This is a genomic window from Microcoleus sp. B3-A4, from assembly GCF_036705385.1.
Classification (GTDB): domain Bacteria; phylum Cyanobacteriota; class Cyanobacteriia; order Cyanobacteriales; family Microcoleaceae; genus Microcoleus.
This window is the reverse complement of record NZ_JAUBUI010000110.1, coordinates 1-16,469: the sequence shown is the minus strand read 5'-3', so window position 1 is coordinate 16,469 and position 16,469 is coordinate 1. Positions and strand designations below refer to the sequence as shown.

At 46.7% G+C, this 16,469-nt stretch carries 12 protein-coding genes and 1 pseudogene; 6 read left to right on the top strand and 7 right to left on the bottom strand.

The window, feature by feature from the left end; translation table 11 throughout:
• Positions 1–84: 84 nt before the first annotated feature.
• From QUB33_RS26560 to QUB33_RS26545, 4 genes and pseudogenes are all read right to left on the bottom strand, one after another.
• Positions 85–381: pseudogene (locus tag QUB33_RS26560) on the bottom strand (transposase); the annotation flags it as partial.
• 309 nt (positions 382–690) lie between these two features.
• Positions 691–3,507 carry a preprotein translocase subunit SecA gene (secA, locus tag QUB33_RS26555; protein ID WP_333356645.1) on the bottom strand — a complete coding sequence of 939 codons (2,817 nt, stop codon included), beginning with the start codon at positions 3,505–3,507 and terminating at the stop codon, positions 691–693.
• A gap of 342 nt (positions 3,508–3,849) precedes the next feature.
• Entirely contained in the window at positions 3,850–7,251 is a 3,402-nt protein-coding gene (locus QUB33_RS26550) for a HEAT repeat domain-containing protein (protein ID WP_333356642.1), read from the bottom strand.
• 158 nt (positions 7,252–7,409) lie between these two features.
• Complete coding sequence (locus QUB33_RS26545; protein ID WP_333356639.1) at positions 7,410–8,342, bottom strand: ribonuclease Z; 933 nt, start codon at positions 8,340–8,342, stop codon at positions 7,410–7,412.
• 270 nt (positions 8,343–8,612) lie between these two features.
• Here QUB33_RS26545 and QUB33_RS26540 point away from each other — a divergent pair, with 270 nt between their 5' ends.
• On the top strand, positions 8,613–9,788 hold the full coding sequence (locus QUB33_RS26540) for a SpoIID/LytB domain-containing protein (protein ID WP_333356636.1): 1,176 nt from the start codon (positions 8,613–8,615) through the stop codon (positions 9,786–9,788).
• 269 nt (positions 9,789–10,057) lie between these two features.
• Positions 10,058–10,282 carry a hypothetical protein gene (locus QUB33_RS26535; RefSeq protein WP_006635949.1) on the top strand — a complete coding sequence of 75 codons (225 nt, stop codon included), beginning with the start codon at positions 10,058–10,060 and terminating at the stop codon, positions 10,280–10,282.
• Positions 10,283–10,474: 192 nt separating this feature from the next.
• Here QUB33_RS26535 and QUB33_RS26530 read toward each other — a convergent pair whose 3' ends face one another.
• A complete protein-coding gene (locus QUB33_RS26530) occupies positions 10,475–11,800 on the bottom strand; it encodes a hypothetical protein (RefSeq protein ID WP_333356633.1) in 1,326 nt (441 codons plus the stop codon).
• Between the two features lie 630 nt (positions 11,801–12,430).
• On the opposite strand from QUB33_RS26530, the gene QUB33_RS26525 reads away from it, so the two are divergent.
• The 3 genes from QUB33_RS26525 (at position 12,431) to QUB33_RS26515 (ending at position 14,304) form a co-directional block, all read left to right on the top strand.
• On the top strand, positions 12,431–12,952 hold the full coding sequence (locus QUB33_RS26525; RefSeq protein WP_190738414.1) for a photosystem I assembly protein Ycf3: 522 nt from the start codon (positions 12,431–12,433) through the stop codon (positions 12,950–12,952).
• Positions 12,953–13,097: 145 nt separating this feature from the next.
• Positions 13,098–13,379 (top strand): Asp-tRNA(Asn)/Glu-tRNA(Gln) amidotransferase subunit GatC, encoded by a 282-nt coding sequence (gene gatC, locus QUB33_RS26520; RefSeq protein WP_333356628.1) that lies wholly within the window; start codon positions 13,098–13,100, stop codon positions 13,377–13,379.
• A gap of 208 nt (positions 13,380–13,587) precedes the next feature.
• Positions 13,588–14,304, top strand: coding sequence for a TrkA family potassium uptake protein (locus QUB33_RS26515; protein ID WP_333356625.1), 717 nt, complete (start codon positions 13,588–13,590; stop codon positions 14,302–14,304).
• Here QUB33_RS26515 and QUB33_RS26510 read toward each other — a convergent pair.
• Together QUB33_RS26510 and QUB33_RS26505 are read right to left on the bottom strand one after the other, a co-directional pair.
• Entirely contained in the window at positions 14,261–14,617 is a 357-nt protein-coding gene (locus tag QUB33_RS26510; RefSeq protein ID WP_333356622.1) for a hypothetical protein, read from the bottom strand. The two genes, QUB33_RS26515 and QUB33_RS26510, sit on opposite strands and share 44 nt — an antisense overlap.
• Before the next feature lie 32 nt (positions 14,618–14,649).
• Positions 14,650–15,993 carry a sodium:proton antiporter gene (locus tag QUB33_RS26505; protein ID WP_333356620.1) on the bottom strand — a complete coding sequence of 448 codons (1,344 nt, stop codon included), beginning with the start codon at positions 15,991–15,993 and terminating at the stop codon, positions 14,650–14,652.
• Positions 15,994–16,098: 105 nt separating this feature from the next.
• Here QUB33_RS26505 and QUB33_RS26500 point away from each other — a divergent pair, with 105 nt between their 5' ends.
• Positions 16,099–16,269, top strand: coding sequence for a hypothetical protein (locus QUB33_RS26500; RefSeq protein ID WP_333356617.1), 171 nt, complete (start codon positions 16,099–16,101; stop codon positions 16,267–16,269).
• Positions 16,270–16,469 lie beyond the last annotated feature (200 nt).

Here is a 16,469-nt window from a genome sequence, read left to right as displayed (position 1 = left end):
GCCGCTTTTATCAACAAGGTATGCGGGCCGCAACCCTGATACAGTCTATCTCGTAGACCTCTTTGTCACCCCCCCAGCATTACTATAGGTTGATTGACCAATAAAGTATTGCATATAGGGGTTTTCACGTATTTGTTCTACTGTCTCTCTGTCGCTAATTCCGAGTTTCTCTTTGATAATTAATGCCCCCAACGCTATCCTAAATGACCTGGCAGGCGCGCCCATTTCTGTTGGGAAATTGCCAGCATAAGCTTCTTCAAATTCCGCCCAAGGAATTAGTTGGGCCATCTTGACCCAACGGTTATCTTCTGCTAACTTGCATCCATTGGGGAGTTCAAAGTCAAGGGGTTCGCTGGGAACAGACTCAGCTTTTCTGTACATGGTCAGGGATGATGATGCACGGGTTTTAAGCTATTTTACCTGTTTTTCTTGCACCCTTACTACCTTTTTTCGTCGGCAAATCCATACAGTGTTTACTTGAACCACTGATTCAGCAAGCCCTAGATAAACTCAAAGAACAGGTAGATATAATTATCAAATCTCTCACAAATGAAGAAGTTTTATCTCTCTGTGGTGGGGACTATATCCTTGAAGCTATATTAAGTGCAGGTTCATAGTGAATTGGTATGACCACTGCTGTAACAGTCAACTGTTAACAGTCAATTGTTAACAGTTAACAGTTAACTATTTTCAAACCATCTCTGGCGAAACTTGCATTGCCGGCTGCGGCTGGAACTGGAACAGCGAATAAACCACGTTGCGGCGGATATCCGTCATCATGTCCAAAAACAGCTCGTAACCTTCAGTTTTGTACTCGATTAACGGGTCTTTCTGCCCGTAACCGCGCAGCCCTACAGACTCGCGCAAAGCATCCATTTGTTGCAAGTGTTCCCGCCACAAAGTATCAATTTGCTGCAAAATAAAGAATCGTTCCGCATCTCGCATCAATTCAGCTCGGATTGCATTAACTTCCGCTTCTTTAATGTCGTAAGCATTGCGGACTTGTTCGTGCAGGAATGTTTTAATTTCCTCAACGGACAAATCTTCTAGCTGATCCGGTGTCATGTCAGCGAGCAGATAAACAAATTCCTTCACCTTGCTCACAAGTTTGTCGAGTTCCCATTCTTCGGAAGGTAAATCGGGATTGATGTATGCTCCCACGATGTCGTCCATCGTCTGTTCGGCATATCTAATTACCTGTTCTTTGGAGTCCAAACCTTCCAATACTCGGCGACGTTCCGCATAGATTGCTCGACGCTGATTGTTCATCACTTCGTCGTATTCAAATACCTGCTTGCGGATATCGTAATAGTAGGTTTCGACTTTTTTCTGAGCGCCTTCGAGGGAACGAGTCAGCATTCCAGATTCGATCGGCATATCTTCCTCAACACCGAAAGCCTTCATCAAACCGGCCACCCGTTCGCCGCCGAAAATCCTGAGCAAATTGTCTTCCAAACTCAAGAAAAACCGCGTAGAACCCGGGTCTCCTTGGCGTCCCGCCCTGCCGCGCAACTGATTGTCGATCCGGCGCGATTCGTGGCGTTCAGTACCGATGACGTGCAAGCCTCCCAACTGCACGACTTCATCGTGTTCGGTGCTGGTAAAAGCATCGTACTCCTTGCGAGTTAGATTGTAAGCTTCCCGCAATTTTTGAATTACCGGGTCTTTTGTCGGCGCTTTTTCCGAAGCTATAGCCACGATATCATCGGCTTGCAATTCCGTGAGCGATCGCGCGCCGTACTCCTTCACCGCCAATTCCACCGCCGCCACGAGCATTTGTTCGGCATTTTTCGATAGCTGCGTCGGGAAAATCTGCGCCGAAGCTTTCCAAGACTTTACTTTTTTCTTAGTCGGATCAAAACCTTGAGCTGCGGGGCGGCCACCAATACCAGGCACTTGCACCACCGAAAACCCGTCGTCATCCTCGGGTTGCACGATCCGGGGCATAAAATACTCCCGCAACTTGAGGCGCGCCATGTACTCAGAATTACCGCCCAAAATAATATCAGTACCGCGTCCCGCCATGTTTGTGGCGATCGTCACAGCGCCTTTGCGTCCGGCTTGAGCGATAATTTCTGACTCCCGCTCCACATTTTCCGGTTTAGCATTAAGCAAATTGTGAGGAATTTTCCTCTCCAGCAGCAGCCGCGACAGCAACTCCGACTTTTCTACGCTTGTCGTGCCCACCAGCACCGGCCGACCCACCTCGTGCATTTCCGCGCATTCTTGGGAGATAGCATTCCACTTCCCGGCCTCCGCCTTGTAAACCATATCCGAAAGGTCTGTGCGGCTGGTAATGCGGTTAGTGGGAATCAGCGTCACTTCCAGTTTGTAAATCTTCTCAAACTCGGTCTCTTCAGTCTTTGCCGTCCCAGTCATCCCCGACAGCTTCGGATAAAGCAAAAAGAAATTCTGATAGGTAATCGTCGCCAGCGTCTGAGTTTCCGGCTGAATTTCCGCCCGTTCCTTGGCTTCGATCGCCTGGTGCAAACCGTCACTCCAGCGGCGTCCCGGCATCACCCGGCCGGTAAACTCATCCACAATCACGACTTCGCGATCGGGAGTGACGATGTAGTTAATATCCTTAATAAACAATTCCTTCGCCTTAATCGCATTAAAAATGTAATGCGCCCAAGGGTCGGCCGGGTCGTACAAATCCGTAACACCCAACAACCGCTCAGCTTCACCAAAGCCTTCATCGGTCAATAGCACATTCCGAGCCTTTTCGTCAACCTCGTAATGTTCTTCATTGTCTTTTCTCAGAGCAGCAGCTACCTCAGCCGCCCGTATATACTTCTCACTGGGGCGTTCCACCTGGCCGGAAATAATTAAAGGCGTCCGTGCTTCATCAATCAGCACCGAGTCAACCTCGTCAATCACGCAGAAATTAAAAGGACGCTGCACTACATCTTCCATGACTGTAGCCATGTTGTCGCGCAAATAATCAAAGCCGACTTCGCTGTTAGTGGCGTAGGTAATATCGCAACTATAATTTTTCTTTCGTTCCACCTGATCCATGCCCTGCTGAATCAGTCCCACAGTCAATCCCAGGAAGCGGTGCACCTGTCCCATCCATTCCGCGTCCCGTCTTGCGAGATAATCGTTGACGGTGATGATGTGTACGCCTTTACCGTTGAGGGCGTTGAGGTAAGCCGGCAGCGTCGCCACCAGAGTTTTGCCTTCACCGGTTTTCATTTCGGCAATTTGGCCTTTGTGCAGGATGATGCCGCCGAGGAGTTGGACATCAAAGTGGCGCATTCCTAAAACCCGTTGTCCCGCTTCCCGCACGACGGCAAAAGCCTCGGGCAAGATTTCGTCTAGGATCTCTTTCTCTTCGTTGAGAGATCTCGCTTTTGCCAGACGTTCTTGAAACTCCGCCGTTTTGCCTCTGAGGCCGTCGTCTGAGAGTGCGCGGAAGTCTTCTTCCAAAATATTGATATCAGCTACCCAAGGCTGAAATTTTCTCAGTTTGCGCGCGTTGGGATCGCCTAGCAGATTTTTAAACATGGCAGGAGAGGCAGATTTTTAATAATTTAGCTATTAGCTTTCAGGGTTACGGGCTGTAGTGTTAGCCACAACATATACCCTCCCCGATTGTAGCAACCATTGACCCTCCTGGGCCGTCGCTGGGGGCGATCGACCGATTTTGGATTTTAGATTTTAGATTTTAGATTGAATAATCGATCGATTTTGGATTTTGGATTTTGGATTTTCGATTGAATAGTTGACCTCTGTTCCCGGTTATTAAGGGGATGGAGGGCCCTAATCGTCAAACAGCAGGCTGACCGCATTTTTGGTGAAAAGTCCGGAAGTGCGATCGGGTTTTACTCACGCAAAAGCTACATACTTCTAAAAACCCACGGGCGATCGATTCCCCTCACCCGCCACCAAATCCCATAACACATCAATACCTGAACCGACATATTCTGCATCTTGATGGCGATCGATCCATTGCACGACAGCAGGCAAAACCTCGCTAGATTTCAGGCTCAACTTGCCCAAGGCTTCTACTGTCTCACGGCGCACCCACTCATGCCCATCTTCGAGACGTAGCAATAAGGCACTGATGACAGATTCTGAAGCATTTCCCAACTTGCCCAAGGCTTCTACTGCCTCACGACGCACCCACTCATGTCCATCTTCGAGACCTAACAACAGAGCGTTGATGACAGCTTCTGAAGCATTTCCTAACTTGCCCAAAGCTTGTGCTGCCCAGTGACGCACATCCTCGTTCCCATCTTCAAGACCTAACAGCAGAGCGTTGATGACAGCTTCTGAAGCATTTCCTAAGTTGCCCAAGGCTTCTGCTGCCCAGCCACGCACCAAGTGATGCTCATCTTCGAGACATACCAACAAAGCACTGATTAGGACTTCTGAACCATTTCCCAAACGGCCCAAGGCATCTGCTGCCCAGGCTCGCACATTCTCATTCCCATCTTCGAGACGTAACAGGAGGGCACTGATTACAACTTCTGAAGCATTTCCCAAGTTACCCAAAGCTTGTGCTGCCCACCTACGGACTGAGTTATCACCATCTTCTAGGCGTAAAAGCAGGTTACTGATGACGGCTTCTGAAGCATTTCCCAGCCTGCCCAAAGCTCCTGCTGCCGAGGCACGCACCGAGTTATCCCCATCTTGGAGATGTAGTAGGAGGGTACTGATTACGACTTCTGAAGCATTTCCCAAGCTACCCAAGGCTTCTGCTGCCCAGGCACGGACAGAGTTATCACCGTTATCGCCGTCTTCGAGACGTAACAGCAGGGCACTGATTACGACTTCTGAAGCATTTCCCAACCTACCCAAGGCAAATGCTGATTGAGAACGCACCGAGTTATCCCCATCTTGAAGATGTAACAGCAGGGCATCAATTACAGTTTCCGAAGCATTTCTCAACCTACCCAAGGCTTGTGCTGCGTCACGACGCACTCTATAATCTTCATTTTGGAGCCGTAACAACAGGGCATTAATCACGGTTTCTGAAGCATTTCCCAACCCGCCCAAGGCAAATGCTGCCTCACGACGCACATCCTCGTTCTCATCTTCGAGACGTAGCAACAGAAAACTGATAGCTGCTTCTTTTTCCCCTAATGCGGCTTGATATCTCCACAAGCGATTTGCATCAACACCCTTTGCTTTCAAAAGTTGCAAAGTTTGCACCTCAAACTCAGTCTCATTCATACTGCAAAGAATTTGAAAAACCTGAGAGCGAACTTTGTCACCAACCTTTCCCTTACCCCTTACTTCCAACTCAACCAACTTCTCCAAAATCTCCACATTCAGACTGCAATCTGCCACCTTTAACTCTTTAATATTTTCAGCAAGGCAACTGCCAGCAAAAAACAAATCGCGGTGCAACCATTCCTCATACTCGCTATTCGCAGCTAAAATTGCCCGCATCGCTTTCGCCGCTTTCTTCGGTTTTTGTTGAGCAATCAACAACAGCAACACTTCCCGCCAGTGAGAGTCCTGCAAACGCTCGCGAATATGATTCAAAATAATCTCAAAATCATCCTCATCATCGGCCTGATAGCCGATTTCCTGAGCGCACAAATATTCTTGAAAAGTCTTGTGTACAAAAGCATATAAATCTTGTCCTTGTTCGTTGAGCAATCCCGTCCGCTGTTGAATAAAATCCACAAAGCGTTTAGCTTCCTTTTGTGCCTGGAACCGTTCAACCTGTTTTTTTGTTTTAATATTCTGAGTTAACTGCTCTAACAATTCATCCTTGGCAATCAGCGTTCCGCCTTCAGGATTATCCGTACTACCCTGAGTATGAATCCAATAGGCGAGAATTTCCATCAGCCGCCGTAAGTCGTCTGCATCTAAACATTTGAATGACGACTGCTCAGTTATTTTTTTGTTAGCATCCCAGCACTTTAACAGCGTCTCCACAGCCTTTTCATAAAGTTTGTGACGCGCCCTAGGCAGTACCGCTTGATAGCGATGAATCAAAGCAATAATTGTCAGCAACAGCGGATTTCTCGCCAACAATTTAATTCGATCATTTTCATTCAGAGCTTTTCTAATGCTATCTTTGCGGCGTTGAGCTTCTGCCGGATCTCGAACGCGGCTGTCATACCAATGATTAATAAACTCATCAACCTTAGCATTATCAAGCAGTTGTAACTGATAGTGTTCAAACTCCGAAGTATTAAAAAAATCGCGCTTATAACCAGCAGGGCGAGAAGTAATAATTGCCAGATTTTGATGATACTGCCCCAAAAAATTCTCAATTTGCTGCACCACCGCATAGCGCTTGGATTCTTCCACAACCTCATCCAATCCATCCAACAAAATCATCGCCCTACCGTCGGCCAGCCAATACTCAAAAAAGCCTTCGGGCAGCGGTTTGACGCACATAGTTTTCTCGGCAAACTGGCGGGCATAGTCGAGGATATTGATATCTGAAAGCCTAGCAAAATCACGAATTTTAATCAAAATCGGCAAGCAATCTCTCCCAGAATCCCAGCCGAGTTTTTCTGGATTATCCTGAGCCAACATCACCGCAAAAAAGCTCAGTAAAGTTGTTTTGCCAGAACCAGGAGCGCCCAACAACACAAATTTATTTGATTGATTTTGATTCAATAATTGTGATGCTAAAAAATTTCTACCCGAGCGAGTTTCTCTCTGCATCTGTTGCAGGTTTTTGCCTTCTTCCAATTCTTGGATATCCAATAGAACATGAATATTTACCTCTTCCAAGACATCGGGCATCACAAAAATCTGAGCCAATTTTTCCGATTTTTCGATTTCCTGACCTTCGACGGCAATGCCAGCAAATTTAACATCATCAAACCAGTTCGCCACTTGCTTAAAGTAGTCGGCTTTGGCAACCTGAAAATTTAAATAACAATTAGTTTTCTCGAAATATGTTTTTGCAAAAACATCCAGCCAAACCTCCTGTTTTTCAGGAATAAATCTGCCTTGAATTCTCTTATTCTCTGCTACTGTTGCATTAAAAGCTTCAACTAAAAACTTTAGTTGAGGCATTCCTTGGTTGTTAAAAGGTTTTTGGAGTTCTTGACTTGCTGCACCGGTAAAGAATTTTTTTAGAAAATTTTCGACTAATCCCTGTTCGCAAGGATAGAATAATTCATGAGTTCTGTTGGCAGCTTCGATGCCGGCCACCCAAGCTTTTTGAATGTCGCTAGGGTTGAGTATTTTGCTGGTTTCTTTGAAGGCTATTTTTGCAATTTCAGCCCCGATTGCTGGTGCTACTTTTAAGGCTAATGCTTCGATTCCAAATGTCATGGTAAATTTAATAAATATTTGTGTTTAATATAGTTTACACTGGTATTATTATCAATTTTAGTGATATTTAAAATTTTCTTGAGGGGTGGGCCCCAGAGCCCGCCCCGATCGCCCTTATTGAAAAAGCTGTCACATCTTAGGTCTGATTAACCCTAGTTTTAAACAGGGCGCGGCACTTCGTAAGTCAAAAAGTCATAGGCCATTTTCGTATTCGGAAAAATTGCCTGCGCTTCCTTGAGCAAATCATCCAGGACGATCGCATTCCCCGGAGCGTAACGCGGGCTAAAATGCGTCATAATTAGCTGTTTCGCCCCAGCGATCGAAGCCACTTGAGCCGCCATTGTCGAAGTTGAATGCAGGCGATCGAAAGCCATTTGAGCATCTTGATGAGCAAAAGTAGCTTCATGCACCAACAAATCAGCATCCTTCGCCAATTCCACCGCCCCCTCACAAAAAACCGTGTCAGTACAATACACAAACTTGCGCCCGATTTGATCCGGGCCGCAAAAATCCGTACCTTTAAACTGTCGCCCGTCCGATAACTTTACCGTCTTTCCTTGTTTTAATTGACCGTAAAGCGGCCCCGAAGGAATACCCGCAGCCTGAGCTTTTTCTACATCAAAATGTCCCGGACGGTCTTTCTCAGTTACTCGATAACCAAAAGCAGTAACTCGGTGCTTCAAAAGGCCGCAGCTAACAATATATTCGTCATCTTCATAGATGACTCCCTCGTGACTTTTGTGCACCTTCACCGGGTAAGAAAAATGAGTTTGAGAATAGCGAACGCCAGCTTGCAAATATTCTTCAAGTCCCGGAGGTCCGTAAAGATCGATGCGCTTGACATTCCCCGCCAAACCGCAGCTAGCCAGCAAACCCATTAAGCCGAAAATATGGTCGCCGTGCAGGTGAGTGATGAAAATGCGGCTTAGTTGGCTGACTTTTAGGTCGCTGCGGAGAAACTGGTGCTGAGTTCCTTCGCCGCAGTCAAACAGCCAAAGTTCGGCTCGTTGGGGCAACCGGAGGGCGATGCTGGAAACGTTGCGCGATCGCGTGGGGACACCGGAGCTAGTTCCGAGAAATGTAATCTGCAAGAGTCAAATCACCTCAATTAAGTCTTAAAAAATATGTTACATATATCCAGAGTGCGACTAATCCGACATACAGGAAATAGTCGCAGCCAGGAACCGGGATAAATCACTGTTCCTGCGAGGATCGAGTCGCTCAAATCATTTTTGACAAGGGCACAGAGTGCCAAACCCAATTCTAACGTTTTCTTTCTTCCGTTCCTCTTCCTTTTTCCCCAACCGCAGCTTCCCCTTAAAACTTGTCAAACTTATACAGCATAAAAGGAAAATTTTCAAATGCAGTCAGGAGTATTCTTTGTTTCCGTTCTTTCGACATTAAAAAAACGCTACTTTTGGATTTCGTTGTTGTTTTGGCTGGTAATGGTAGCCCCAGCACAGGCCGCGCTGATATTGCGAGTTGCGGTACAAGACGGGGCAAGTCAGATAAAGGTGGGCAGTTCTACAAAGGCTGCAATCCGGGACGGTAGCGGGCGCAATTTGGGCGAACTGTCGGCAAACAGTTCTCAGTCTGCTCAATTGCGATCGGGAACAGTGGCGATCGGTCGCTGGGCGGCCAACCAAGTTTGGATCGAGCCGACGGGGAACGGTTATGTCTGGATTGGCGATCGGTGGTATCGGGGACGCACGCTTCTAGTCCCCCAAAAAGGAGGCTTGACTGCCATCAACTATGTCGATATCGAAAAATATCTCTACAGCGTTCTCGGCGCCGAGATGAGTGGCAATTGGCCTCAAGAGGCTTTGAAAGCCCAAGCAGTCGCCGCCCGTTCCTACGCTATCCACCAGCGCCTCAAAAGCGAAACCGAGCTTTACGACGTGGACAGCACTCAGTCTTCGCAGGTTTACAAAGGACTGCAAACAGAATCTTCTGGCACTTATTCCGCAGTCGATGCAACCGCTGGTCAAGTTCTGGCCTACAACGGTCAGATAATTTTAGCCGCTTTCCACTCTGCGTCTGGGGGCCATACTGAAAATGTCGAGGATGTTTGGACGGAACCCTTGCCTTACCTGCGCGCTGTTCCTGACTTCGACCAAGGGGCGCCAGTTTACCAATGGAAAGAAAATTTTTCTCGGGCTCAAATCAGCAGTAAGATTTCTGGCGTGGGCAATGTGATCTCGATGAAGCCAGAACGCACTACCGCTCACGGCAGCGTTTTAAGGATGAAAGTAGTTGGAGATGGTGGTTCTAGGGTCATGACTGGCGCAGATTTACGCCGGGTTTTAAATTTGAGGAGTACGCGGTTTACCGTGATTCCTCAGTATGGGGGGGGTGGGAACCCAAGGAACAGCGGCCAAGCTCCTACCGGTTTTCAAGTTGCGGGTAAAGGTTTCGGCCATGCTGTAGGAATGAGTCAGTGGGGTGCCTACAATTTGGCCAGACAGGGATACGGCTACCAGCAGATTTTGTTGCACTATTACCGGGGTACTACTTTGGCTAGAATTGCAGTCCAGTAACTGCTGGGAATCGGCAAGGAAGAAGGAAAAAGAAAGAAGGGGGAAGGAATAAGGAGGAAAGAATAAGGGAAAAACAGCTATTTCTGTATCCGTGACTTCTGTGTCCTGAATACAACGTATTAATTGGGAACTTGTACCGCCCTTCGACTACGCTCAGGAACCGCGTAGTCGAAGACCAGGAACTGCGTAGCCGAAGTATTGGGAATTGGGAATGACTAATGACTAATGACTGAGGACTAACTACATGACTAACTACATTAAGGATTGCTATGCAAAAGTGGGAGTATTTATTTGTGGATGCGAATATGTATCCTTTTGGAAACAAGCTGATTAGTTTATATGTCAACGGTGAAGAACAGCGAGATTGGAAACAAGGCTCGCTGCATCTATTTGTCAATCATTTGGGGGAGGAGGGATGGGAACTTGTGGCTCTGGATCACGACTCGAAGTATGACCAAAATTGTTTGATTTTTAAACGCCCTAAGGTTATTTAAAAAAAGTCGGACTAGAAAAAATTATGACATCAATAACGATTGACATTTTCCAGAATTCTTAGCCACGAGCTACAAGCCAGTTCCCCAACAAAGATGTTTTATTGTGGAACACGCATTATGCCTATTATTGAAAATGGTGCAAGATTTAGTTCAACCTAAATTAACAACAAACAAGGTTTTTTTTCATTAGTATTACAAGTTGTCCGAGCGATCGATCCTCCGCTGCCATTCGGCATCTATTTTTGCTGACTGTTCTAGTTCTTGTTGGGTTAATTCCGTTTCTGTTGTATAAGCTAAGTCTTCTCCAGTCAGAACGTTTTCTGCTGCAAATTCCCGGGCGTAGGTGAGTTTTTTGAGCAAGCTGTCATCAGGTTCGTTTAATAACATTGCTCGCTGCTGACGCTCTTGATTGCGGGCCTGTATGCGACTATTTTTCCACTGAATCCAGAAGTAGCGAATTAAAGGAATTGCAAGAAATCCGACGCCGTAAATCAGGATCATGGGATAAACAGCGCTGACGAAACCGATAAATCCACCTGCGATCGCACTATTGGTTAATAGATTCCCCAAAACTAACGCACCGACCAGATTGACGGCTCCCAAGCCTGCGGCGAGCATTATTTGGCCGGAACTGGCCTGACTGAAACGCCACAGCATTTCTCGTAAATAAGCTGCTACTGGTTCAGAATTTCTCTCGGTGGCTGTGGTTTGCAATTGCGGAAAATGGTAGACTATTTGCCCTTCGGGACTGACTTCGGGACGGCCGTCAAAACGAGCGAGAGCCGGTAGCATATATTCTTCGTATTCTTGGGCGTATCCCTGTCCGAGATTGTCGAGATGCGGGGCAATTTGTTCGGCGGCGACTGCGCCTCGGTTGTTGCGAATTGTGGTGGCAATATCGCTCCACTTGCGCTCTTCTAGATTGTTATTGGGATTGCCGTCTCCAAATATAAAGGAGAAAACTGCTTCCAGAAAACTCATCTGGGGTTTTGGGTCATCATTTAAGCGCGATCGCTGCTGGTGGTATCGTTGGTCGTGGTTCCAGTAAAATATCACGCTTAAGTCGTTCCAGAAGTAGGGAAAAAACGAAAAGCCGCCGCCGCTGTTGCCCCCGCCGCCACCGTCTCCTCCTCCCCCGTTATTGCTGTCGCTGCTGGAGAGTAAACTGGAGATTAAAATAGTGATAGCAACAAAAATTAAGAGGATGGAAGCTACCAGCACTATGCCGAAAGATATCCGAATTAGATAAAATAAAATGCGCCAGATTTTTTGCCACCATTCCTGCAACTGCAAGCGCAAGAATTTGTTTCGCAAAATATCTCGAAAGTTCTTGGGAAATAGGTAGGCAATGTCGCCGGATTCTGCTACTTGCAGGTTACCGCCTGCTTCGGAGGCGAGGGTTAACAGTTCTCGCTGGGCAAAATTGATATCTAATCCAGCTTTTGCCGCCACGTCTCCAACCGTAACGCGGTAGCCAAGTTGTTCGACGGCTTGCATAATGGTGGGATTCGGAGCCATAGGTTTCTCTCTGTGAAAATTACCCGGTTATTTTTATTATATATTGCGGGAATTCGAGCTGGTTTTGGCGATCGGGTTTCTGATTTTTTTTGAGGCTGCCCTTGACTTTGGGGCAAAATATTGCTAGTGTTTTGCCGAATAACTTTTAAGTATGGGCTGAACTCGGATAGCTTAATAAAACTTTTTGATTGAATTTCTCCTCGGCAGGCTATTTGCTTGTTTGCTCTGAGGGTCAACGAGGGGGGATTATGGCTACAGTTAGTAGGGTACGGTGCGCGATCGCCCATTGGCGTTGGCGAATCGATCCGAAGGCAAGCCATCTAAGAGGATGGCCCCTTCACCCTACTGCAAAAATTTTCCTTTCTGCACGGGTTTTTGTAAGTTTTGTTTAGAGTGCGAGAGAGAGGTTAAAGAAATCTGGTTTTTTTGCAAGTCTTGCAAGACTTATATAAAATAGATAGAGCTTGCGCGGGTGTTAAACCCAAGGGCGTGTTTTAAGGTTCGCACTTGCGATCGACTAGACTTTTTAGCGCCCTCAACACAACTGCCAACTAAAACAGTGGCGCAATTATTAATAGGAAAACTTTACAGGCTAATTTTTCGGATTAGCCACTAACCAAAGAATCGCATATGCCCAGAAGTCAACGCAACGATAACTTTATTGACAAAAGTTTCACGGTAATGGCTGATATCATCCTGAAGATGATGCCGGCGAAAAAGCAGGCAAAGGAAGCTTTTGCTTATTACCGAGATGGTATGTCAGCTCAAGCAGATGGCGAATATGCTGAAGCGCTGGAAAATTATCAGGAAGCGCTGAAGTTGGAGGAAGATCCTTACGATCGCAGTTATGTCTTGTACAATATGGGGCTGATCTATACTAGCAACGGCGACCACGATAAAGGTTTGCAATATTACAGCGAAGCCCTGGAACTCAATCCGAGAATGCCACAAGCGCTGAATAATATTGCCGTGATTTACCACTATCAAGGGGAAAAAGAAAAGGAAGCGGGCAATCTTGAAGCGGCGGAAGGGCTGTTTGATAAAGCGGCAGATTATTGGAAGGAGGCTATTCGCTTGGCCCCCAACAATTACATTGAGGTGCAAAATTGGCTGAAGACAACAGGTCGATCGCAAATTGATGTGTATTTTTAACCTCAGTTGTTAGCTACAAGAAGCCTGATTGGGTAAACAAAAAGTTGTAGGTTTTAAGTGTTGAGTGGTGACTTGAAAACTCTTTCACTTAAAACTTACAGATTACCAGTCAAAACTACTCACTAATTCTCAATTACAGATTTTTATGATTGACAGAGAAGAAGTTCGCAAAGTAGCGAATTTAGCGAGATTGGAATTAACGCCGGAAGAAGAAGAGCAGTTTACTGGTCAACTTAACGGTATTTTGGATTATTTTGAGCAGTTGAGCGAACTGGATACGACTAAGGTGCAGCCGACAACGCGGGCGATCGATGTTAGTAATGTGATGCGATCGGACGATTTGCAACCTTTTCCTAAGCGAGAAAGTATTTTGGAGGGAGCCCCCGATCGCGATGGGGAGTTTTTTAAAGTGCCTAAGATTATGTAGGGTTCCCGCTAGGCACCTAACTGAGGAAAATTTCTTGAGGGGCGGGCTAGCCATGCCTGCCCCAAAAGCAGATTAAATTAACTGTGGAACAGGTAATAAGTAAGCCCGGTATAAGCCACCCCACAAGCCGATTAAACTGATAGAAACCCAACACAATATCACTCATAGCGATGAGCTGTAAAGTTCCTTTTTGGGGTGACCAATAGTCATGTACGTATTAATTGGTGGAGCAGGAATGATGGGGCTGGGTTTGGCCCAGCAGTTATTAAAACTCGGTCATACGGTGGCAATCATCGATGCAGATCCGCTTGCTTGTCGCTTTGCTCGTGAAAAAATCGGAGTGATGGCATTTGAAGGCAGTGCGGTGAGTACAACGGTTCTTTTGGAAGCGGGAATTAAACAAGCAAACGCAGTCGTTGCAGCGCTCAGGGATGATGCACTGAATTTAGCGCTGATCACCCTATCCAGAAGCTATGGCATTTCCCATATTGTGGTGCGAATGCGCGATCGCGAATTCCTGGAAGCCTCTCGGCTTGCCGGAGCCAGTCACATCATCAGCACTATTGATTTGGCAGTTGCATCAATGGCGAATGCGATTGAATATCCCCAAATCGACTCGATGATGCACTTTGAACACGGGCAAGTCGAGGTACTAAAGCTGCCAGTTCCAGGCGATTGCAAGGTGGCAGGTCGCACCGTTGCTCAAATTGCTCAAGACCCTCGTTTTCCAAAAGGTTCGCTGATGATTGGTTATCAATGCCATGCCTGCGCCAATCTGGAGATTCCGAACGGCAATACTGTTCTTGAAGCAGGCTCTACCATCTTGGTCGTCACCCGTCCAGAGCTAGTTCACCAGATGATTGATTACCTCGGTATTCGCGCTAGTCATCTGCCAACGTTAGAAGTTTCTCATCCAAATCTTTGATGTAAGGATTAACCAGATCCTCTGGGACAATTCGCTTGCGGAGGGCATCGCTAACTGCTCCTTTTTCTGCTAGAAGCAATCGCCGTCGAATCGTATCTAGCCCGCTGCGATCGCCCTCTAGTTGCCCTGCTCGATGTTTATTGTAGAGATCGCGCAGCACTCGCTCAGACTGTGCTATTCGTGCTTGATACGATGCCCATAACTCCTCGTAAACTGCCTTCGGCAACACGCCTGCTTTCAGCAAACTATCTAGCTCATCTTGAGCCGCTTTGGAAGCAATCAACTGAATCTGTAACTGCCCAGCTTCCTGCATTACATCAGAAACACGGCTAATTTTTAGTCGTTTTAAGCTGTTCTACATTTAAACTGTGTGTCAAAAATCAATAAAACTCTTGTGGGACGGGCTTCTCGCCTGTCCCGAATTCCCAATTTAAATGCGTAACAGCTTACCATCCACGGTAAACTTAATCCCTGTCCGACCAAGGAGAATAAAACAGCACCGAAAACCAGGGCAATGATGTTATCCCGTCCTGGTAGGGTCAAGGGAATCGCAACAGCTAAGGCCATTGAGAGAGACCCTTTAATATTCCCTAAAACCAAAATGTGCTGCCAGCGTAGCGGAATGGGACGATCGAACCAACGCAGCCCCGCTAATAACAAATAGACCGAGAGAATCCGTCCCAGTTGATAAGCCAGAATGACGAATAAAATGGATGGCAAAATTCTCCACAGCGTCAGCGGGTTAATTTCAATTCCAATCAGCAGGAAAATAAACGTATTGACGCCAAAACCAGCGTATTCCCAGAAACTCAGCAAGGTAATCCGATCCGAGGCAGACGAACTGCGAGGCAGCCCAAGGTTGCCAAAAACAAGTCCGGTGATGACCACCGCCACTGCGCCCGATACGCCTAAAAATTGTCCGATTTGGAAGGTTCCCAATGCGAGAGCGACGGTTAGCAAAAGGCTACTCAACGGGTCATTTAAGCGAACAAATATCGGCACGCTCAAGTAACCTAAAACACCCCCGACCACTGCCCCGCCTAAGGCAACCACGAGCAGTTCCTTCACGCCTTGTATAGCGGTGAGAGAGCCTGTCGCATAAATTACCAAAACCAAATTAAATGAAATTAGAGCAGCCGCATCATTGAACAGAGTTTCTCCCTCAACAATGGTGGACAATCGAGAAGGCACACGGATCTCTTTAAAAACCGCGATCATCGAGACTGTATCAGTGTTTGCCAGAATGACTCCGATCAGCAATGCCGGAATCCAGTCTAGCCCCAGCCCAAATTTAACCAGAACGGCGATAATTGCTGAGGAAAAGATCGAGCCCGGACCAGCCAGGAGGGCGATCGGCTTAAAGGTGCTGCGGAGACGGCTGATATCCGTATTGATAGCTGCTTCAAAAATAAGAATGGGTAGAAAAAGATTTAATACTAAAGAGGGGTCTAAACCAATTCGACGCGACAAGACCTCCGTAATGGGCAAGCCTGCTAACACTAAGCCCGTCACATAGGGAATTCGCAACCGTTGGGTTACGAGTGCAACAAAAGTTGCAATCAGCAGCAGAACGATCGAGATGATCGCCAATTCAGGAATGGTTCCTGCCGTTTGGCTATTTGTAGCAGGATTGCTGCCCAAGGGAGGTGCTTGCGCTACAATCGAGTCGATCGCCAATACTCCTCTCATAAACTCGTTTTCCTCAAATAAATTGACAGATTAACTACGGTTTTAGTCTACATGAGACGGTTCACTCTGTTGTAGACCTAACTGCAATTTATTTGGTGTATTTGGATGAATGCCGATGAAGCTGAAACAGCATTTCTGGGTTGGTTGGGCGATCGGCGCGATCGTCCCGCAGCTCTTGTTGGGACCCAACTACCTCACCAAGATAAAAATCTGATATCGCTGCGATGTCATTACCTCCTGTTGAGCCAAAACTGCCTTACAAAAGCAACAATCTGATACTGAACGTAAAACTTCACACGGGAGCACCTCATATTTGTAAAAACACTTCTTCTGGCTCCTTCCTTCTTCCTTCTTCCTCTTTCTTCCTAGCTCCTAGTTCGCAACTCCAATTTCTAGCTTAGAGTGTTGCAAGAAATAAATGATCCAAAATCAACCAGAGTTACAAAAGATTTCAACAAACCATTTTTTCAAGTTTG

Excerpts from the sequence above, each read along its gene's own strand:
- QUB33_RS26500 (WP_333356617.1), top strand. The coding sequence starts at position 16,099 with ATGAATGCCGATGAAGCTGAAACAGCATTTCTGGGTTGGTTGGGCGAT.
- QUB33_RS26525 (WP_190738414.1), top strand. The coding sequence starts at position 12,431 with ATGCCCAGAAGTCAACGCAACGATAACTTTATTGACAAAAGTTTCACG.
- QUB33_RS26530 (WP_333356633.1), bottom strand. The coding sequence starts at position 11,800 with ATGGCTCCGAATCCCACCATTATGCAAGCCGTCGAACAACTTGGCTAC.
- secA (WP_333356645.1), bottom strand. The coding sequence starts at position 3,507 with ATGTTTAAAAATCTGCTAGGCGATCCCAACGCGCGCAAACTGAGAAAA.
- QUB33_RS26505 (WP_333356620.1), bottom strand. The coding sequence starts at position 15,993 with ATGAGAGGAGTATTGGCGATCGACTCGATTGTAGCGCAAGCACCTCCC.
- gatC (WP_333356628.1), top strand. The coding sequence starts at position 13,098 with ATGATTGACAGAGAAGAAGTTCGCAAAGTAGCGAATTTAGCGAGATTG.
- QUB33_RS26535 (WP_006635949.1), top strand. The coding sequence starts at position 10,058 with ATGCAAAAGTGGGAGTATTTATTTGTGGATGCGAATATGTATCCTTTT.
- QUB33_RS26540 (WP_333356636.1), top strand. The coding sequence starts at position 8,613 with ATGCAGTCAGGAGTATTCTTTGTTTCCGTTCTTTCGACATTAAAAAAA.
- QUB33_RS26510 (WP_333356622.1), bottom strand. The coding sequence starts at position 14,617 with ATGCAGGAAGCTGGGCAGTTACAGATTCAGTTGATTGCTTCCAAAGCG.
- QUB33_RS26515 (WP_333356625.1), top strand. The coding sequence starts at position 13,588 with ATGTACGTATTAATTGGTGGAGCAGGAATGATGGGGCTGGGTTTGGCC.
- QUB33_RS26550 (WP_333356642.1), bottom strand. The coding sequence starts at position 7,251 with ATGACATTTGGAATCGAAGCATTAGCCTTAAAAGTAGCACCAGCAATC.